The following is an 18,808-nucleotide window of genomic DNA, read 5'->3' as shown; positions in this document are numbered from 1 at the left end:
TTTCGTGAGCCAGCCTACGCCAGCCGTGCGTACCTTCCAAGACTTGATCCTCGCCCTCCAGCAATACTGGGCCGAGCAAGGTTGTGTGGTACTTCAGCCCTACGATATGGAAGTAGGCGCCGGCACTTTCCATACCGCCACGTTCCTGCGCGCCATCGGCCCGGAAACCTGGAACGCCGCTTATGTGCAGCCCAGTCGTCGCCCGACTGACGGCCGCTACGGCGAAAACCCGAACCGTCTGCAGCACTACTACCAGTTCCAGGTAGTCCTGAAGCCGAACCCGGACAACTTCCAGGAGCTGTACCTGGGCTCCCTCAAGCACGTGGGCCTGGATCCGCTGGTGCACGACATCCGTTTCGTCGAAGACAACTGGGAATCGCCGACCCTCGGCGCCTGGGGTCTGGGCTGGGAAGTCTGGCTCAACGGCATGGAAGTGACCCAATTCACTTACTTCCAGCAGGCGGGCGGCATCGAGTGCTACCCGGTGACCGGCGAAATCACCTACGGCCTAGAGCGCCTGGCCATGTACCTGCAAGGCGTGGACTCGGTCTATGACCTGGTCTGGGCTGACGGCCCGATGGGCAAGGTGACCTACGGCGACGTGTTCCACCAGAACGAGGTGGAGCAGTCGACCTACAACTTCGAGCACGCCAACGTCGAGAAGCTGTTCGAACTGTTCGACTTCTACGAAAGCGAAGCCAAGCGCCTGATCGAACTCGACCAGCCGCTGCCGCTGCCAAGCTACGAAATGGTGTTGAAGGCCTCGCACACCTTCAACCTGCTGGATGCGCGCCGGGCGATCTCGGTGACCGCGCGTCAGCAATACATCCTGCGTGTGCGCACCCTGGCGCGTTCCGTTGCGCAAGCCTACCTGCTGGCGCGCGCCAAGCTGGGCTTCCCGATGGCGACACCGGACCTGCGTGATGAAGTACTGGCCAAGCTGGAGGCTGCACAATGAGTGCGCAAGATTTCCTGGTTGAACTGGGCACCGAAGAACTGCCACCCAAGGCCCTGAACACCCTGGCCGAGGCCTTCCTGGCCGGTATCGACAAGGGCCTGCAAGCTGCGGGCCTGGGCTATGAAGCCAAGCAGGTCTATGCCGCGCCACGGCGCCTGGCCGTGCTGATCAGCGCGCTGGCGACCCAGCAACCGGATCGCAGCATCAACCTCGACGGCCCGCCACACCAGGCCGCGTTCGATGCCGAAGGCAACCCGACCCAGGCCGCCCTGGGTTTTGCCAAGAAGTGCGGTGTCGAGCTGAGCGAAATCGACCAGAGCGGCCCGAAACTGCGTTTCAGCCAGGTGATCAAGGGCAAGCCAACCGCCAGCCTGCTGCCGACCATCGTCGAAGATTCCCTCAATGACCTGCCGATTCCCAAGCGCATGCGCTGGGGTGCCCGCAAGGAAGAGTTCGTCCGTCCGACCCAATGGCTCGTCATGCTGCTGGGTGACCAGGTCATCGACTGCACCATCCTGGCCCAGAAGGCCGGTCGCGATTCCCGTGGTCACCGCTTCCACCACCCGGAAAACGTGCGCATCGGTTCGCCGGCAAGCTACCTGGCCGACCTGCGTGCCGCCTACGTGCTGGCTGACGCCAACGAGCGCCGCGAGATCATCAGCAAGCGCACCGAAGAGCTGGCCACCCGCCAGGAAGGCACGGCGATCGTTCCGCCAGCGCTGCTCGATGAAGTGACCGCGCTGGTCGAATGGCCAGTGCCGCTGGTGTGCTCGTTCGAAGAACGTTTCCTCGACGTGCCGCAAGAAGCCCTGATCACCACCATGCAGGACAACCAGAAGTACTTCTGCCTGCTGGATGCCGACGGCAAGTTGCTGCCACGCTTCATTACCGTGGCCAACATCGAGAGCAAAGACCCGCAGCAGATCATCGACGGTAACGAGAAAGTGGTTCGCCCACGCCTGACCGATGCCGAATTCTTCTTCAAGCAAGACAAGAAGCAGAAACTCGAAGACTTCAACCTGCGCCTGCAGAACGTGGTGTTCCAGGAAAAACTGGGCAGCGTCTACGACAAGGCCGAGCGCGTTTCCAAGCTCGCCGCCTTCATCGCCCCGCACATTGGCGGCAACGCTCAATGGGCTGCGCGCGCGGGCTTACTGTCCAAGTGCGACCTGGCGACCGAAATGGTCGGTGAATTCCCGGAGATGCAAGGCGTCGCCGGTTACTACTACGCCCTCAACGATGGCGAGCCAGAAGACGTTGCCCTGGCCCTGAACGAGCAGTACATGCCGCGCGGTGCTGGCGCCGAGCTGCCGAGCACCCTGACCGGTGCGGCCGTGGCGATCGCCGACAAACTCGACACCCTGGTCGGCATCTTCGGTATCGGCATGCTGCCAACCGGCAGCAAAGACCCGTATGCCCTGCGCCGTGCAGCGCTGGGCGTGTTGCGCATCCTGATCGACAAGAAGCTGGAACTCGACCTGACCGACGCCGTGGCCTTCGCCGTGGCAGCCTTCGGGGCCAAGGTCAAGTCCGCAGGCCTGGCTGACTCGGTGCTGGAGTTCATCTTCGACCGCCTGCGTGCGCGTTACGAAGACGAAGGCGTGGACGTGGCTACCTACCTGTCGGTGCGTGCCCTGAACCCGGGTTCGGCGCTGGACTTCGATCAACGCGTGCAGGCGGTACAAGCCTTCCGTCAGTTGCCTGAAGCCGCCGCCCTGGCCGCGGTGAACAAGCGCGTGTCGAACCTGCTGAGCAAGCTCGAAGGCAGCGTACCGACCACGGTTGAGGCCAAGTACTTCGACAACGCCAACGAGTTCTCCCTGTACTCGGCGATCCAGCAAGCGGACCAGGCTGTGCAGCCAATGGCCGCCGCTCGCCAGTACCGTGAAGCACTGGCGCGCCTGGCAGCCCTGCGCGAGCCAGTGGATGCGTTCTTCGAAGCGGTAATGGTCAATGCCGAAGACGCCAACGTGCGGGCTAACCGTTACGCACTGCTGGCACGCTTGCGTGGCCTGTTCCTGGGCGTTGCCGACATTTCGTTGCTGGGGTAAGACCGTTTGAAACTGCTGATTCTCGATCGGGACGGGGTGATCAATCATGACTCCGACGCTTACATCAAGTCGGTGGCGGAGTGGATTCCACTGCCGGGATCGATCGCAGCCATCGCGCAGTTGAGCAAGGCCGGCTGGACGGTAGCGGTTGCTACCAACCAGTCGGGCATCGCTCGTGGCTATTACGATGTCGCCACCCTGGACGCCATGCATGCGCGCTTGCATACGCTGGTGGCCGAGCAGGGTGGCGAACTCGGCCTGATCGTCTACTGCCCCCACGGGCCGGACGCAGGCTGTGACTGTCGCAAGCCGAAACCCGGCATGCTAAAAACCATTGCCGCACATTACGACGTGCCGCTGACGGGCCTATGGTTCGTCGGCGACAGTCTCAGTGACCTGGAGGCGGCAAAAGCCGTCGACTCTCAGCCAGTCTTGGTAAAAACCGGTAAAGGCGCAAAGACTCAGGGCAAGACCCTGCCGGCAGGCACTTTGATTTTTGACGATCTGGCGGCGATTGCCGCAGAACTTATCAACAACTAGGGCGATTCTGACTTCCTGACCAAGGACTGTTCGGGAGCGCGCTTTTAGAAGGCGGGCACTGACCCGCAACGGTAATCGCGACCATGTCGATCTTGCAGGCAATCAGAACCTTTCTTTTTTACCTGCTGCTGGGCACCAGTTCGTTGCTGTGGTGCAGCCTGAGCTTTTTCATCGCGCCTTTCCTGCCGTTCAAGGCACGCTACCGTTTCATCAACGTCTACTGGTGCCGCTGCGCGTTGTGGCTGAGCAAGGTGTTCCTGGGCATCCGCTATGAAGTCAAAGGCGCCGAGAACGTCCCGGACCAGCCGTGCGTGATCCTGTCGAACCACCAGAGCACCTGGGAGACCTTCTTTCTCTCCGCGTACTTCGAGCCCTTGAGCCAAGTGCTCAAGCGCGAGTTGCTGTTCGTGCCGTTCTTCGGCTGGGCAATGGCCATGCTGCGCCCGATCGCCATCGACCGCGACAACCCGAAGGCCGCCCTCAAGCATGTCGCCAAGAAGGGTGACGAACTGCTCAAGGACAAGGTCTGGGTGCTGATTTTCCCGGAAGGCACCCGCGTACCGTTTGGTACTGTCGGCAAGTTCTCCCGGGGCGGTACGGCGCTGGCGGTCAACGCCCAGTTGCCGGTGCTGCCGATTGCGCACAACGCTGGCAAGTTCTGGCCGAAAACCGGCTGGGCGAAGAAGCCGGGGGTTATCACCGTGGTCATCGGCGCGCCAATGTACGCCGAAGGCAGCGGACCACGGGCCGTTGCCGAGTTGAACGACCGCGCTGCCGCATGGAATGAGCAGACCCAGCGCGACATGGGCTCACTGCCGCCACTGTCCGCTGCGGTGGATAAACAAGCGCAGTGATTCTGTGGATAACCTGTGCACGGATTTCCTGCTGAATGCTTTATTCTTTGTCTAACTTAATGATTTATATGCATATTTCTTAAGCTGATAAAACGCCGTAAAACGTGCATAAGTTTTCCCAGTGATAAAAAAAACCGGCCATGGATGCCGGTTTTTTTATGCCCGTTCGAACCACCAATCAATCCTCCAGTAACGGCAACTCAACCCGGAAAGTCGTGCCCTCGGCGACCCGGCTTTGACAGAGGATCCGCCCGCCATGGCGATCCACTACCGCCTTGACCATCGACAGCCCCAGGCCCAAGCCTTCACTGCCCTGCGAGGATGCAAAGCGCCGGTACTGGCTGAACAGTTCGGGTAGCTCCTCAGCCGCGATACCCTGGCCCTGGTCACTGATCTCACAGCTCAGCCAGCCCTGTGCACAACTGACCCGCAGCCGTACCTGGCTCCCGGCCGGGCTGTACTTGATGGCGTTCTCCAACAGATTAAACAGGGCCCGGGTCAGCAGCGACTGGTCCGCCAGCACCATGCCTTCGGCTTCGTCATCCAGGTCATGCAGCAGCTCGATCTGTTTCAGCTGGGCGCTGCTCATGGCTTGATCGAATGCGTCGAGCACCAACATTGCAAACATGCTCGGCGCGAACTGATAGGCCTCCGATTCCGCCTTGGCCAGTTGCACGAAGGCTTCGGTCAAACCCAAAGCCTTGCGCACCTGTAGCTCGATCTGGCTGTGCAGGTGCGGGTCCGCGCTGCCTTGCTGATGCTGCACGTCGAGCAGGGCCAGGATCGCCGAGTGCGGCGCACGCAGATCATGGGAAAGAAAGCGCAGCAGCACCGCGCGCTGTTCCTCGGCCTCACGCTCAAGGCTCAGGTCGGTCAGGCTGAGCAGCCAGCCAATCGCCACGCCGCCTTCAGCCGGCAGCAACGGCGCCAACTCCAGCCGCAGACTGCGTCCCTGGTGGTCGCGAAACTCGCTGCTGCCCAGGGTCGAAACCGCCGGCAAAGCCCCTTCCTGCAGCCCTGGATAACCTAGTCCGGCCAGGCGGGCCACCAGTGGCTCACCCACCAGGTCATCGGCGAACAGCGCGCGGGCATTGCGGTTGGCCAACAGCACTTGGCCATCCGGTCCGCTGATCAAGGTCGCCACTGGCAAGTACTCCAGGCCATCGGCAATAAACCGCCGAGTATCGCGGGTGCGACTCATGGCCTGTTCCAGGGCGACAATCTGTCCCTGCAGTACATCGCCAGCCGGGGCCGCTGTACGACGGCGCTCGGGGAGTACCTTGGGTTCGTTATCCAGCCTCTCCAGTTCCCAGCCGAAATAGGCGAGTACCGCATTCAGGCGACGCCAGTTCCAGATCAGATAGCCCAGTAGCATCCCCAGCAGGCTGGCCATCGGCGACCACCACCATCCTGCCCGCAGCAATAACGCAGAGACCAGCAGGGCACTCGCCATGCCGCCCAGGGTCAACCACAGCGCGCGCCGCGGCCGGAACAGCAGCAGGGCCAGCAGTCCGGCAACCAGGGCTGTGGATAAACTCAGCGTCCAGCCATTGCCCAGCACCAGGATGCTGCGCTTTTGCAGCAGGCCGTTGAGCAGATTGGCCTGGATCTCGATGCCCGGCGTGGTACCGAGGTTCGCTGACTGTGGTGTCACATAGCGGTCGCCCAGGCCCGGCGCGGTGGACCCGATCAGAATCAAGCGGTCGCGCAACAGTTGCGCTGGCACGTCCCCACGCAACACGCTGGCGTAAGGCACTGTGGGAAATCCACCAGGCTGGCTGATGAACGGAATACGCACGCTATTGGCCCGTTGCCAGCCTTGCACCGTCTGCGGCGCAGACGAGCCGGGCAGGGCGGCAGGAGCGTCGGTGCTCGCTTGGTAGAGCAGCCACGCCAATTGCGCTCGCAGTTGCGGCGCCGGACCTTCACGCAGGTAGACACTGCGTACCTTGCCGTCAGCGTCCGCTTCGGCATTGATGTGTCCGACCCCTTTGGCGCATTGGCTCAAGGGTGCCACGGGTTCGATCTCACCCAGTGGTTGGTCAAAGCGAGCGGCCCCTTCGCGCAGCAACGGAATGTACACATTGCCGGCCCGGCAGAGTGCCTGGGCCAGGCGCTGGTCATTCTCGGGGGAGGGGTCCGGCTCGCTGAAGATCACATCGAACAACACGCCCTTGGGCTCGGCCGCGGTCAACCGGTCGAGCAGGTCGGCGTGCACGGTCCGCGGCCAGGGCCACTTGCCGAGTTGCTGCAGGCTGAAGTCGTCGATGGTCACGATGAGAATGCGCGGGTCGACCGGCAGCGGGCTCAAGCGTCGCAGGTTGTCGTACAGCAAGTTGCTCAGGGTCAGGCCGTGGCTCAGGGACAATACCGCCGTCAGCGGCAGCAGGATCAGGCTGACCCCTAGCCATTCGCGGACCATTCGCCGAAACAATCGCTGCGCCTGGGTCGGCTCGCGACCTTCCTTCCTTGGCCAGCGCGTCATCGGCCCATCGCCGCGGCGCTATTGGACCCGTGAGAGGCTGGGGTAATAGAAGATGTCATATACCCCGGTTTCTCCTTCAAGCCCCTGCTGATCGAATGCCGAGAGCCGAACGTGATAATAAAACGCCTTCAATCCGCTGAAATTGATCTCTGGCGTAGCGGAAAACTGTTCCTGCTTGATGTTCATGAACCCGGTATCGGTGGCGACCTGGGCCCGATAACGCGAGGCGCCTTCCAGCGGTTTCATGATCAATTTCCAGACCGGTGTCGGGCCCGTCTGCCCGGCCTGGCCGAGCAATCGAGGAGCCGGAAGCAGGTCACTGGGAGTCAACTTGCCTTCCTTCTGGATGCGCAGCCCCTGGCGAGCCATGACCTGTACTTCATCATCCGCGCGGGCAACGGGCAAGGGTTTGCCCGCAGGTTTTTTCGCCAGCTCATCCCGGTCCACGGCCACCTGGCCATTGAGCACCTCGAGCAGCGAGTGCCCGGTAGCATCGTTGCGCACCCGAAAGTGGGTACCGCGAACGCCGAGCACACCTACCGGTGTGACGATCTGGAAACGATCATAGTCGCTGGCGCGCTTGATCACATAAGACTCGACCTGACCTTGTTGCAGAAGGACCTGAGGCACCTTGAGCTCATCGTTGAGGCTCAGGGTGACCTGGGAGCTGGAGGGCAGGACGATACGCGAGCCATCACCCAGGGACAGGCTGACAAAGGCTGTAGGAGAAGTCTTCACGCCTTCCTCCTCATCCACCGTCATGCCTTCCTCCAGCGCCACCTGCTGGCCCTTGCGATCAAGCTTCCAGGCTTCGCCCGTCAGGTGTTCGACCGTAGCGGGCAGCGGTTGGCCACGGCATTGCTGCTGGTCATCGATGTAGGGCAGGCGCTTGGCGCTGGAAGAGGCGGCAGTGGCGCTCTGGGTCAACGGACCGACCAGGCCTGCCACGAGCAACAGGCAAGTACCCAAGTGGCGACAGTGCAAGGAGGAGATTGGAGTCATGGGATTCGCTTTGGCGCATTTTCTGAAAATCTGTTCGAGCCGCTGAGTCAACAGCAGCACGCACCATACCTGACGGGGCGCTGCGCCAGGTAGGCAGATTTGCACAGACCTGAAGGGATTGAGGTGACACGTCCCTGTGTCGGCCGGATCTGCCAGGATCCAGCGTGGATCTTGAGCGGCTCCCTGTTTTCCCCCTGGACTGCAGACCGCAAGCGAACCGGCGATCGGCGGTCCCGCCAGGTTGGCGTCGACACTCCCTGTGTCGGAGCACTTCCGAATGCTCCATTGCCGCTCGACACTTACGAATTTACCTACACCAATGACCGAAAAGTCGATTCTGCATATTTGTTCAGAATTCTCCGTCCAGCCCTTCAGAACACCCAGCGCGGTTGGTCTTCCCGGGTTCGCAAACGCGTGCCCTGGTCGCCGTCCTCGGCGCCGCTGACCGGGGCAAAACCCCGTGAATCACTGAAGCCGACATTGATCACTGCCGGGCTGTAGTAGCGTGGCGGCTGCGCCACGGGCGCAGCCGCGGTGCTGGAGTTCACCATGGGCGAAGCCATCCCCATACTGGTGAAAAATGCCAAACACAGGCACCGGGTCAGCACCACGCCCAAGGTCACCTTCGACATCCCGGCGCGAAGATCCAACCTGCTAACCATCGTTCCTTTCCTTGCGCCATCGAGTCAGATTTTGGCCAGTTACCGGCTAATTGATATCAGCGTAACCAGCCATCACTCGACCTGGAGCAAATCGCCATAATTGTTCAGATTCAACCAATCAGCCTAAACTCGCTCCGGCACGGCCTTGCCTTGCCCGTCCACACTTCACGAAATAAAGGAACGACCCCGAATGCGTGTCGCCATACTGGATGACGAACCCGCCGAGCTACGCCGGGTGGAACAGACACTGCGACAGATGCCGGAAGCCGGGGAAGACGCCTGGAGCTTGCACAGTTTCGAGCGCGGCGAGGAACTGTTGCGGCAACTGCGGCGCGAGACCTTTGACCTGTTGATCCTCGACTGGCAAGTGCCAGACCTCAGTGGCCTGGCGCTGTTGCGCTGGACGCGCGAGCACATGGAAGCCCCGCCGGCGGCGATCATGCTCACCAGCCGCGATGCCGAGAGCGATATTGTCCAGGCGCTTAACGCTGGGGCAGACGATTACCTCAGCAAACCCTTTCGCCCCAACGAGCTCAAGGCCCGGGTCAATGCGGTGCTGCGCCGCCATGGCGTGTTGCGCAACGCCGCCAGCGAAGTGCAGAGCTTCAACGACCTGGTGTTCGATGACGCCGAGCTCACGGTCACCCGTGCCGGTATCCCCATCAGTTGCACCGAGCGCGAGTACCGCCTGGCACGCTGCCTGTTCGCCAACCTGGGTCGACCGTTGTCCCGGGAATACCTGTACCAGCGATTCTGGACCCATGAAGAAATGGTCTCTTCCCGACCGCTGGACACCCATATCTACCGCTTGCGCAACAAGCTGGGGCTGACCGCCGACCGGGGTTGGCAACTGCTGACGATCTACGGTTACGGCTATCGACTGGAAAGCGTCAGCGCCTGAAACCAGCGAGCAATAAAAAAGGCCAACGCGATGCGTTGGCCTTTTTGTTTACTGCAGGAGAAACCGGATCAGAAGTCCAGGTTCGACACTGCCAGAGCGTTGCTTTCGATGAAGTCACGGCGTGGTTCGACCGCATCACCCATCAGGGTGTTGAAGATCTGGTCCGCGCCAATGGCGTCTTCGATGGTCACTTTGAGCATCCGGCGCTGTGCTGGGTCCATGGTGGTTTCCCACAGCTGATCCGGGTTCATCTCGCCCAGACCTTTGTAGCGCTGGATGGTATGGCGCTTGGTGCTTTCGTTCATCAGCCACTCAAGGGCTTCCTTGAACTCGGTGATGGCTTTCTTGCGCTCGCCACGCTGGATGTACGCACCGTCGTCCAGCAGGGTGCTCAGTTGCGCGCCCAGGGAGACCACGGTCTTGTAGTCATTACTGCCGAAGAAGTCGCGGTTGAAAGTGACGTAGTTCGACAGGCCGTGGGAGATCAGTTCGACCTCCGGCAGCCAGACGTTACGCTCACGGTCTTCACGCAGACTGGCCTTGTAGACCAGGCCCGATTTCTCGACGGTCCGCAGACGTACTTCGTACTGGGCCAGCCAATCCTGCATCGCTGCGTGATCGGACAACTGCTCCATGCTCACTGCCGGCAGGTAGATGAAGTGCTCCGTCAGCTCCTGCGGGTACAGACGCGACAGACGCTTGAGGGTCTTCATCACCAGGCGGAAGTCGTTCACCAAGCGCTCAAGGGCCTCACCGGAGATACCTGGTGCGTCCTCGTTCAGGTGCAGGCTCGCATCTTCCAGGGCCGACTGCGTCATGTACTCTTCCATGGCGTCGTCGTCTTTGATGTACTGCTCTTGCTTGCCTTTCTTCACCTTGTACAACGGCGGCTGGGCGATGTAGATGTAGCCACGCTCGATCAGCTCCGGCAACTGACGGAAGAAGAAGGTCAGCAGCAGGGTACGGATGTGCGAACCGTCGACGTCAGCATCGGTCATGATGATGATGTTGTGATAACGCAACTTGTCGATGTTGTACTCGTCACGGCCGATACCGCAGCCCAGCGCGGTAATCAAGGTGCCCACTTCCTGGGAAGAGATCATCTTGTCGAAGCGTGCCTTCTCCACGTTGAGGATCTTGCCCTTGAGCGGCAGGATGGCCTGGGTGCGACGGTTACGACCCTGCTTGGCGGAACCGCCAGCAGAGTCACCTTCCACCAGGTACAGTTCGGAGAGGGCAGGGTCTTTTTCCTGGCAGTCCGCCAGTTTGCCCGGCAGGCCGGCGATATCCAGCGCACCTTTACGACGCGTCATCTCACGAGCTTTACGCGCCGCTTCACGGGCACGGGCGGCGTCGATCATCTTGCCGACTACCAGCTTGGCTTCGTTCGGGTTTTCCAGCAGGAAGTCCGAGAAGTACTTGCCCATTTCCTGTTCGACCGCGGTCTTCACTTCGGAAGAAACCAGCTTGTCCTTGGTCTGGGAACTGAACTTCGGATCCGGCACTTTCACCGAAATGATTGCGGTCAGGCCTTCACGCGCATCGTCACCAGTGGTGGCGACTTTGTGCTTCTTGGCCAAGCCTTCGGCTTCGATGTAGGTGTTCAGGTTACGCGTCAGCGCGGAGCGGAAACCCACCAGGTGAGTGCCGCCATCGCGCTGGGGAATGTTGTTGGTGAAGCACAACAGGTTCTCGTTGAAGCTGTCGTTCCACTGCAGGGCGATTTCCACGCCAATGCCGTCTTCACGCTGGATGTTGAAGTGGAACACCTGGTTGACCGCAGTCTTGTTGGTGTTCAGGTATTCAACGAACGCACGCAGGCCGCCTTCGTACTTGAACAGCTCTTCCTTGCCGCTGCGCTCGTCCTTGAGGACGATACCCACACCGGAGTTGAGGAACGACAGTTCACGAATCCGCTTGGCCAGGATGTCCCAGCTGAAGTGGATGTTCTTGAAGGTTTCAGCCGATGGCTTGAAGTGGATCTGGGTACCGGTGGTCTCGCTTTCGCCAACGATCTTCATCGGCTCCTGCGGAACGCCGTGCACGTAGGTCTGTTCCCAGATCTTGCCGCTACGGCGAACGGTCAGGATCAGTTCTTCAGACAGTGCGTTCACTACCGACACACCTACACCGTGCAGACCGCCGGATACTTTGTAGGAGTTGTCGTCGAATTTACCGCCGGCGTGCAGCACGGTCATGATGACCTCGGCTGCCGAAACGCCTTCTTCTTTGTGCACGTCTACCGGAATGCCGCGACCGTTGTCGCGTACGGTGATCGATTCATCAGGGTGGATGATGATGCTGATGTCGTCGCAATGGCCAGCCAAAGCTTCGTCGATCGAGTTATCGACCACCTCGAACACCATGTGGTGCAGACCGCTGCCATCGTCTGTGTCACCAATGTACATACCGGGACGTTTGCGTACGGCATCCAGGCCTTTCAGCACTTTAATGCTCGTTGAGTCGTACGTATTTTCTTCGCTCATGCCTTCACTCCCGATGGTCGTGGGTCTGGGTGATACGGCCCTGTTCCACGTGGAACAAAGCGACTGGCGTTTCCGTCTGCCAGCCTTCCCTCAATAATTCGTGGTCTACACAGGTGATGAACACCTGGCAGCGTAAGTCTTCCAGCAAACGGCAAAGCGCGCGGCGGTGTTGCTCATCCAGTTCGGACGGCAAATCATCCACCAGATAAATACATTGGCCGCGCCGGGCCTGGCTGACCAAATGCCCTTGGGCGATCCGCAGGGCGCAAACCACTAACTTCTGCTGACCCCGGGACAAGATGTCCGCGGCATTGTGCGCGCCTAATCTAAGGCGCAAATCAGCGCGTTGCGGTCCGGCCTGGGTATGCCCCATTTGCTGATCCCGGTGAACGGACGCGGCGAGCACTGCACTCAGTTCCCGCTCTTTGTCCCAACCCCGGTAATAGCTAAGCGTTAAGCCCTCGAGTTCGACGAGTTCGCTCAAGGTCTGTTCAAAGACTGGTTTCAAGGCTTTGATGTAAGCGCGGCGGTATTCATCAATTTCAGCGCTGGCCTGGCACAATTCTCTGTCCCAAACCGCTTGCGAAACGGCGTCAAGTGTACCATGCCGCAGCCAAGAGTTTCTCTGGCGCAGGGCCTTCTGCAAGCGCTGCCAGGTGGACATGAAGCGCGGTTCCACGTGGAACACCCCCCAGTCCAGGAACTGACGGCGAATCTTCGGCGCACCTTCCAACAGGCGAAAACTATCTGGGTTGATCAATTGCAGTGGCAGGATTTCTGCGAGTTGTGCGGCACTACGGGCGTTCTGCCCATCGATGCGAATCTGAAACTCGCCTTGCCGATCACGGGAAATCCCCAGCGCACTGTGGCCGCCTTCGGCCAATTCGACCTGGCCGAATACCGTACAGGCCAACTGTTCGTACTGGATCACCGGTAGCAGGCGGGTACTGCGAAACGAACGGGCGAGCCCCAGCAGATGGATGGCTTCCAACACACTGGTTTTTCCGCTGCCGTTGGCGCCGTACAGAATATTGATGCGGGGGGAGGGGGAGAAGGTCACCGGGTGCAGATTGCGCACCGCGGTGACCGAGACGCGACTGAGGGACATCTAGCGGCTGCTGAACATGTTTACAGGCGCATCGGCATGACAACGTAAGCCGAGTCGTCGTTGTCGGACTCTTGCACCAGCGCACTGCTGTTGGAGTCAGACAGGATCAAGCGCACCTGCTCGGTGGTCATCACGCCCAGCACGTCCAGCAAATAGCTGACGTTGAAGCCGATTTCCAGGGAGCCGCCGTTGTACTCAACGCCTACTTCTTCTTCCGCCTCTTCCTGTTCCGGGTTGTTTGCCTGGATCTTCAGCTGACCATTGGCCAGTTGCAGGCGAATGCCGCGGTACTTCTCGTTGGACAGAATCGCCGTACGGCTGAATGCTTCACGCAGGGCCTGGCGATCGCCCAGTACCAGCTTGTCGCCGCCTTTTGGCAGGACGCGCTCGTAATCCGGGAACTTGCCGTCGACCAGTTTCGAGGTAAAGGTAAATTCACCGGTGGTGGCACGGATATGGTGTTGGCCCAACACGATGCTCACGTTGCCGTCCGGCTCAGTCAGCAGGCGTGCCAGTTCCAGGATACCTTTGCGTGGCACGATCACCTGGTGGCGATCCGGTTGGCCGATGTCAGCCTGCATCGAGCACATGGCCAGACGGTGACCATCGGTAGCCACGGCGCGGATGATCCCGGCGGACACTTCCAGCAGCATGCCGTTGAGGTAGTAGCGAACATCCTGCTGCGCCATGGCAAAGCTGGTGCGCTCGATCAAACGACGCAGTTTGCTTTGCGCCAGGGTGCACGTCAGCGAACCCGGGCCTTCTTCCACGGTAGGGAAGTCGTTGGCTGGCAGGGTCGACAGGGTAAAACGGCTACGACCGGCCTTGACCACCAGCTTCTGCTCATCGAGCTTGATGTCGATCAGCGCGTCGTTCGGCAGGCTCTTGCAGATGTCCATCAGCTTGCGTGCCGGGACAGTGATTTCGCCCGGCTCGGCCGGTTCTTCAAGTTGCACACGACCGACCAGCTCGACTTCCAGGTCGGTACCGGTCAGCGACAACTGCTGGCCTTCGACAACCAGCAGCACGTTGGAAAGCACCGGCAAGGTCTGTCGGCGCTCGACGACGCCTGCGACCAGTTGCAGGGGTTTCAACAGGGCTTCGCGTTGAATGGTGAAATGCATGGTCTAGTCCCTTGCCTTAATAAGCTGCGCTGGTGTTCATCAAGTGGTCAGTGTACGCAGCAGGTTCTTGTAGTCCTCGCGGATGTCCGCGTCGGATTCCTTAAGTTCGTTGATCTTGCGGCAGGCGTGCAACACCGTGGTGTGATCGCGACCGCCAAACACATCACCGATTTCCGGCAGGCTGTGGTTGGTCAGTTCCTTGGACAGGGCCATGGCCACTTGACGTGGACGGGCCACCGAACGCGAACGGCGTTTGGACAGCAAGTCGGAAATCTTGATCTTGTAGTACTCGGCGACGGTGCGCTGAATGTTATCCACAGAGACCAGTTTGTCCTGAAGCGCCAACAGGTCTTTCAGGGATTCGCGAATCAACTCGATGGTGATGTCGCGGCCCATGAAGTGCGAGTGCGCGATAACACGCTTGAGCGCGCCTTCGAGTTCACGCACGTTGGAGCGAATGCGCTGGGCGATAAAGAACGCGGCATCGTGCGGCAGGTCGACTTTGGCCTGGTCGGCTTTCTTCATCAGAATCGCGACGCGGGTTTCCAGTTCAGGAGGCTCGACGGCAACCGTCAGGCCCCAGCCGAAGCGCGACTTCAAGCGCTCTTCAAGGCCTTCGATCTCCTTGGGATAACGGTCACTGGTGAGGATGACCTGCTGGCCACCTTCAAGCAGGGCGTTGAACGTGTGGAAAAACTCTTCCTGGGAACGTTCCTTGCGGGCGAAGAACTGAATGTCATCGATGAGCAGGGCGTCCACCGAACGGTAGAAACGCTTGAACTCGTTGATCGCATTCAGTTGCAGCGCCTTGACCATGTCGGCCACGAAGCGCTCGGAATGCAGGTACACGACCTTGGCATTCGGATTCTTCTTTAATAGATGGTTACCCACAGCGTGCATCAAGTGAGTTTTACCCAAGCCAACGCCGCCATACAGGAACAGCGGGTTGTAACCGTGCTTGGGATTGTCCGCGACCTGCCAGGCCGCAGCGCGGGCCAGCTGGTTGGACTTACCCTCGACGAAATTCTCGAAGGTAAAGGTCCGGTTCAGGTAACTGGTGTGCTTGAGCGCACCTTCTACCTGCACGGTACGTTGTTCGGCACGCACCGGGGCCTGTTGCGAACTGGCGCCAGCCATCGGATCGAAGCTGTCGCGGGACGGCTCTTCATTGACCTCGACGATTTTCTGCGTCGAACGCTTGCTGGTTGGAGCCGGCGTTGGCGTATTGACCGGTGCCGGCGCCGCTGCCGCCTGGGCTTGCGATGCCGCAGCAGCCAAAGGTGCATTGGGCGCGGCCCGCGGTGCCGAACTGCGTTTGCTGCCTATTAATAAGGAAAGCGCAGGCGCCATGCCGTTGCCATGCTCATCCAGCAGTTCGAGCACGCGGCTCAGGTACTTTTCATTGACCCAGTCGAGAACAAAGCGATTCGGTGCGTAGACACGCAACTCGTCGCCTTCGGCTTCGACCTGTAGTGGACGGATCCAAGTGTTGAATTGTTGGGCAGGCAGCTCATCGCGCAAAAGCTCCACGCACTGCTGCCAAAGTTCCACTGACACGGATATCCCCTAAGTTGAAAGCCGGTGAGGCAAAAACAAGCGGCCATTGTAGCGACCGGACGCAGACTTATCCACACGTAGCTTGATCACAGGTGCAGAAGAATCAAGGTTTTATCGGCAAAAAAGGCGACCAATGGTCTGTGCATAAGCTCTGTGGATAACCACGCCTAAGCTCGTTGTACAAGTGGGGGCGAAACTCGGTGGATAACCTGCCTGTGGATAACCACCTGTTTCACCCACAGCTTATCCGACAGCGCAGCACAGGCTGACCACCGCTTTCCACGGTAGTTGTCATTCTCTGTACAGCACGAGATAGAAGGGCTAAAGCCAGTTATCCACAGATAGAGGCGGGCCTAGCTTTTATAAGCTTTACAGAAAAGCTTTAAATACTTTCCTTCTTTATTTTTATATCTAGCTGTCCACCTTTCAAGGACGAACCACCCGAATACCCATTTAAAGGAAACCTTGGTTGGAAATTGACCTAGAGGCTTGCTTTCTCTAGAATCCCCGGTCTCTTAAAACGGGGGCCATTCCGGCCCGTTGTGGACGAACCAGGTAACACGACATGAAACGTACTTTCCAACCAAGCACTATCAAACGCGCTCGTACCCACGGTTTCCGTGCTCGCATGGCTACCAAAAACGGCCGCGCAGTCCTGTCGCGTCGTCGCGCCAAAGGTCGTGCGCGTCTGGCAGTTTGATAATCCGGTACTGGAGGTGAGTCAGGACTTCAGTCGGGAAAAGCGCTTGCTGACCCCCCGGCATTTCAAGGCAGTCTTTGACTCCCCTACCGGCAAGGTTCCGGGGAAAAATCTCCTGCTCCTTGCACGCACCAACGATCTCGATCACCCCCGTCTCGGGCTGGTTATCGGGAAAAAGAGTGTGAAACTCTCCGTTGAGCGAAATCGCCTCAAACGTCTGATGCGCGAATCGTTTCGCCTCCACCAGGATTCTCTGGTTGGGTGGGATATCGTGATCGTCGCGCGCAAAGGTTTGGGCGAAGTAGAAAACCCCGAATTGATTCAGCATTTCGGCAAACTCTGGAAACGTCTGGCACGCAGCAAGCCAGAGCCAGCAGTCAAAGCCGAAACTGTAGGGGTAGACAGCACTGATGCGTAAACTGGCACTCGTTCCGATCCAGTTTTATCGCTATGCCATTAGTCCTCTGATGGCCAGTCACTGTCGTTTCTACCCCAGTTGTTCCTGCTACGCGTATGAAGCCATTGAAAATCATGGCCTTCTGCGCGGTGGCTGGCTGACCTTTCGTCGTTTAGGTCGCTGTCATCCGTGGAATCCCGGTGGTTATGACCCGGTTCCGCCTATCCCTACCTCCCGTTCTTCTTCGATGGCCGAGTAATCATGGATATTAAACGCACGATCCTGATCGTCGCCCTGGCAATCGTGTCCTACGTCATGGTCCTGAAATGGAACCAGGACTACGGCCAGGCTGCCCTGCCGACTCAGAATGTTGCTGCCAATCAGAATGCCCCGGCTATTCCGGACGGTACCAACGCTTCCGCCAGTGCCGATGTACCCAGCGCAAATACCGATACCAGCACCCCTACCGAAACTCCGGTAGTGGCTAGTAAAGATCTCATCCACGTAAAAACGGATGTGCTCGAACTGGCTATCGATCCTCAGGGTGGTGATATCGCCCAACTGATGCTGCCGCTGTATCCACGTCGCCAGGACCATCCGGAAATTCCGTTCCAGCTGTTCGATAACGGCAGTGAACGTACTTATCTGGCGCAAAGTGGCCTGACCGGTACCAACGGTCCTGATGCTCGCCCGACCGGTCGTCCGGTTTACTCGTCCGAACAGAAGACTTATCAACTGGCTGATGGCCAGAACCAGCTCAACGTTGACCTCAAATTCAGCGATGGCGGTGTCAATTACATCAAGCGCTTCAGCTTCACTCGCGGTTTGTACGATCTGAAAGTTACTTATCTGATCGACAACACCAGCGACAAGGCCTGGACTGGCAACCTGTTTGCCCAGCTCAAGCGTGACGCCAGTGCCGATCCTTCTTCCACCACTGCCACCGGCACCGCCACTTACCTGGGCGCCGCCCTGTGGACAAGTGCAGAGCCGTACAAAAAAGTGTCGATGAAAGATATCGACAAGGCTGCGCTGAAAGAAACCGTCAATGGTGGCTGGGTCGCCTGGCTGCAACACTACTTCGTAACGGCCTGGATTCCAGCCAAGAACGACAGCAACGTGGTGCAGACTCGCAAAGACAACCAGGGCAACTACATCATCGGTTTCACTGGCCCGGCTTTGACCATTGCGCCAGGTGCCAAGGCTGAAACCAGCGCAACCCTGTACGCTGGTCCGAAAAGCCAGGCAGTACTGAAAGAGTTATCCCCAGGTCTGGAACTGACGGTCGACTACGGCATTCTGTGGTTCATCGCTCAACCGATCTTCTGGCTGCTGCAACATATCCACGCCATTGTGGGTAACTGGGGCTGGTCGATCATCTTCCTGACCATGCTGATCAAAGGGATCTTCTTCCCGCTGTCGGCTGCCAGCTACAAGTCCATGGCCCGCATGCGTGCAGTGGCGCCAAAACTGGCTGCGCTGAAAGAGCAACATGGCGATGACCGGCAGAAAATGTCGCAAGCCATGATGGAGCTGTACAAGAAAGAGAAGATCAATCCGCTGGGTGGTTGCTTGCCAATCCTCGTGCAGATGCCGGTTTTCCTCTCGCTGTACTGGGTACTCCTGGAAAGCGTGGAAATGCGCCAAGCGCCATTCATGCTGTGGATTACCGACCTGTCGATCAAGGATCCGTTCTTCATTCTGCCGATCATCATGGGTGCAACCATGTTCATCCAGCAGCAGCTGAACCCGACTCCTCCGGATCCGATGCAGGCCAAGGTGATGAAGCTGATGCCAATCATCTTCACCTTCTTCTTCCTGTGGTTCCCTGCGGGCCTGGTGCTGTATTGGGTTGTGAACAACTGCCTGTCGATCGCACAACAGTGGTACATCACTCGCAAAGTTGAAGCGGCGACAAAAAAAGCCGACGCGTAACTTGCTCAGTATGTAACCATTCAAAACGCCCCCTCGTGGGGCGTTTTG

17 protein-coding genes are annotated in these 18,808 nt (G+C 59.2%); 10 read left to right on the top strand and 7 right to left on the bottom strand.

The genetic code is table 11. The annotated features are described in order from the left end of the window. The first annotated feature begins 4 nt into the window (after positions 1-4). The 4 genes from glyQ to CKW24_RS02500 all read left to right on the top strand — a co-directional run bounded on the left by glyQ (position 5) and on the right by CKW24_RS02500 (position 4,403). Positions 5-958 carry a glycine--tRNA ligase subunit alpha gene (glyQ, locus tag CKW24_RS02515; RefSeq protein WP_008155694.1) on the top strand — a complete coding sequence of 318 codons (954 nt, stop codon included), beginning with the start codon at positions 5-7 and terminating at the stop codon, positions 956-958. After that, positions 955-3,009 (top strand): glycine--tRNA ligase subunit beta, encoded by a 2,055-nt coding sequence (gene glyS, locus CKW24_RS02510; protein WP_095165084.1) that lies wholly within the window; start codon positions 955-957, stop codon positions 3,007-3,009. Before glyQ ends, glyS begins: the two co-directional genes overlap by 4 nt. A 6-nt stretch (positions 3,010-3,015) precedes the next feature. Further along, positions 3,016-3,549 (top strand): D-glycero-beta-D-manno-heptose 1,7-bisphosphate 7-phosphatase, encoded by a 534-nt coding sequence (gene gmhB / locus CKW24_RS02505; protein ID WP_095165083.1) that lies wholly within the window; start codon positions 3,016-3,018, stop codon positions 3,547-3,549. An 83-nt stretch (positions 3,550-3,632) separates the two neighbouring features. After that, positions 3,633-4,403, top strand: a complete 771-nt coding sequence (locus CKW24_RS02500; protein WP_095165082.1) for a 1-acyl-sn-glycerol-3-phosphate acyltransferase — start codon at positions 3,633-3,635, stop codon at positions 4,401-4,403. 178 nt (positions 4,404-4,581) lie between these two features. Here CKW24_RS02500 and CKW24_RS02495 read toward each other — a convergent pair whose 3' ends face one another. The 3 genes from CKW24_RS02495 to CKW24_RS28150 form a co-directional block, all read right to left on the bottom strand. Further along, positions 4,582-6,888 (bottom strand): CHASE2 domain-containing protein, encoded by a 2,307-nt coding sequence (locus CKW24_RS02495; RefSeq protein WP_095165081.1) that lies wholly within the window; start codon positions 6,886-6,888, stop codon positions 4,582-4,584. Between the two features lie 18 nt (positions 6,889-6,906). Further along, the gene (locus tag CKW24_RS02490; RefSeq protein WP_095165080.1) at positions 6,907-7,890 is read right to left on the bottom strand and encodes a FecR domain-containing protein; all 984 of its coding nucleotides are present in this window, start codon (positions 7,888-7,890) and stop codon (positions 6,907-6,909) included. Positions 7,891-8,261: 371 nt separating this feature from the next. After that, positions 8,262-8,441, bottom strand: coding sequence for a hypothetical protein (locus CKW24_RS28150; protein WP_159987266.1), 180 nt, complete (start codon positions 8,439-8,441; stop codon positions 8,262-8,264). Between CKW24_RS28150 and CKW24_RS27700 the strand changes: the two genes are divergently transcribed. After that, positions 8,440-8,652, top strand: a complete 213-nt coding sequence (locus CKW24_RS27700) for a hypothetical protein (protein WP_143501101.1) — start codon at positions 8,440-8,442, stop codon at positions 8,650-8,652. The genes CKW24_RS28150 and CKW24_RS27700 overlap by 2 nt on opposite strands. A gap of 90 nt (positions 8,653-8,742) precedes the next feature. Further along, complete coding sequence (locus CKW24_RS02480; RefSeq protein ID WP_095165078.1) at positions 8,743-9,453, top strand: response regulator transcription factor; 711 nt, start codon at positions 8,743-8,745, stop codon at positions 9,451-9,453. Positions 9,454-9,521: 68 nt separating this feature from the next. On the opposite strand, the gene gyrB is transcribed toward CKW24_RS02480, so the two are convergent. From gyrB to dnaA, 4 genes are read right to left on the bottom strand one after another with little or no spacing between them, the layout of a single operon-like run. After that, positions 9,522-11,939 (bottom strand): DNA topoisomerase (ATP-hydrolyzing) subunit B, encoded by a 2,418-nt coding sequence (gene gyrB / locus CKW24_RS02475; protein WP_095165077.1) that lies wholly within the window; start codon positions 11,937-11,939, stop codon positions 9,522-9,524. Between the two features lie 4 nt (positions 11,940-11,943). After that, on the bottom strand, positions 11,944-13,047 hold the full coding sequence (recF, locus tag CKW24_RS02470) for a DNA replication/repair protein RecF (RefSeq protein WP_019694407.1): 1,104 nt from the start codon (positions 13,045-13,047) through the stop codon (positions 11,944-11,946). A gap of 20 nt (positions 13,048-13,067) precedes the next feature. Beyond that, positions 13,068-14,171 (bottom strand): DNA polymerase III subunit beta, encoded by a 1,104-nt coding sequence (gene dnaN, locus CKW24_RS02465; protein ID WP_095165074.1) that lies wholly within the window; start codon positions 14,169-14,171, stop codon positions 13,068-13,070. Positions 14,172-14,210: 39 nt separating this feature from the next. Then, a complete protein-coding gene (dnaA, locus tag CKW24_RS02460; RefSeq protein ID WP_095165073.1) occupies positions 14,211-15,728 on the bottom strand; it encodes a chromosomal replication initiator protein DnaA in 1,518 nt (505 codons plus the stop codon). 565 nt (positions 15,729-16,293) lie between these two features. On the opposite strand from dnaA, the gene rpmH reads away from it, so the two are divergent. Genes rpmH through yidC form a run of 4 tightly spaced genes read left to right on the top strand, consistent with a single transcriptional unit; the run spans position 16,294 to position 18,760 of the window. Continuing rightward, positions 16,294-16,428 (top strand): 50S ribosomal protein L34, encoded by a 135-nt coding sequence (rpmH, locus tag CKW24_RS02455; RefSeq protein WP_003213577.1) that lies wholly within the window; start codon positions 16,294-16,296, stop codon positions 16,426-16,428. Between the two features lie 16 nt (positions 16,429-16,444). Further along, on the top strand, positions 16,445-16,846 hold the full coding sequence (gene rnpA, locus CKW24_RS02450; protein WP_202982093.1) for a ribonuclease P protein component: 402 nt from the start codon (positions 16,445-16,447) through the stop codon (positions 16,844-16,846). After that, positions 16,839-17,084 carry a membrane protein insertion efficiency factor YidD gene (yidD, locus tag CKW24_RS02445; RefSeq protein ID WP_010465488.1) on the top strand — a complete coding sequence of 82 codons (246 nt, stop codon included), beginning with the start codon at positions 16,839-16,841 and terminating at the stop codon, positions 17,082-17,084. Before rnpA ends, yidD begins: the two co-directional genes overlap by 8 nt. Positions 17,085-17,086: 2 nt before the next feature. Then, the gene (yidC, locus tag CKW24_RS02440; RefSeq protein ID WP_095165071.1) at positions 17,087-18,760 is read left to right on the top strand and encodes a membrane protein insertase YidC; all 1,674 of its coding nucleotides are present in this window, start codon (positions 17,087-17,089) and stop codon (positions 18,758-18,760) included. Positions 18,761-18,808 lie beyond the last annotated feature (48 nt).

It is taken from the genome of Pseudomonas sp. Irchel 3H3, from assembly GCF_900187635.1.
Taxonomy (GTDB): Bacteria; Pseudomonadota; Gammaproteobacteria; order Pseudomonadales; family Pseudomonadaceae; genus Aquipseudomonas.
Note: the sequence above shows the minus strand (reverse complement) of the source record. Positions and strands in the feature narration are given on the sequence as shown.

Coding starts and splice junctions, on each gene's coding strand:
- yidD (WP_010465488.1), top strand. CDS start 16,839: ATGCGTAAACTGGCACTCGTTCCGATCCAGTTTTATCGCTATGCCATT.
- gyrB (WP_095165077.1), bottom strand. CDS start 11,939: ATGAGCGAAGAAAATACGTACGACTCAACGAGCATTAAAGTGCTGAAA.
- CKW24_RS27700 (WP_143501101.1), top strand. CDS start 8,440: ATGGGCGAAGCCATCCCCATACTGGTGAAAAATGCCAAACACAGGCAC.
- CKW24_RS02490 (WP_095165080.1), bottom strand. CDS start 7,890: ATGACTCCAATCTCCTCCTTGCACTGTCGCCACTTGGGTACTTGCCTG.
- glyS (WP_095165084.1), top strand. CDS start 955: ATGAGTGCGCAAGATTTCCTGGTTGAACTGGGCACCGAAGAACTGCCA.
- recF (WP_019694407.1), bottom strand. CDS start 13,047: ATGTCCCTCAGTCGCGTCTCGGTCACCGCGGTGCGCAATCTGCACCCG.
- dnaN (WP_095165074.1), bottom strand. CDS start 14,171: ATGCATTTCACCATTCAACGCGAAGCCCTGTTGAAACCCCTGCAACTG.
- CKW24_RS28150 (WP_159987266.1), bottom strand. CDS start 8,441: ATGGTGAACTCCAGCACCGCGGCTGCGCCCGTGGCGCAGCCGCCACGC.
- CKW24_RS02500 (WP_095165082.1), top strand. CDS start 3,633: ATGTCGATCTTGCAGGCAATCAGAACCTTTCTTTTTTACCTGCTGCTG.
- CKW24_RS02480 (WP_095165078.1), top strand. CDS start 8,743: ATGCGTGTCGCCATACTGGATGACGAACCCGCCGAGCTACGCCGGGTG.
- yidC (WP_095165071.1), top strand. CDS start 17,087: ATGGATATTAAACGCACGATCCTGATCGTCGCCCTGGCAATCGTGTCC.
- CKW24_RS02495 (WP_095165081.1), bottom strand. CDS start 6,888: ATGACGCGCTGGCCAAGGAAGGAAGGTCGCGAGCCGACCCAGGCGCAG.
- rpmH (WP_003213577.1), top strand. CDS start 16,294: ATGAAACGTACTTTCCAACCAAGCACTATCAAACGCGCTCGTACCCAC.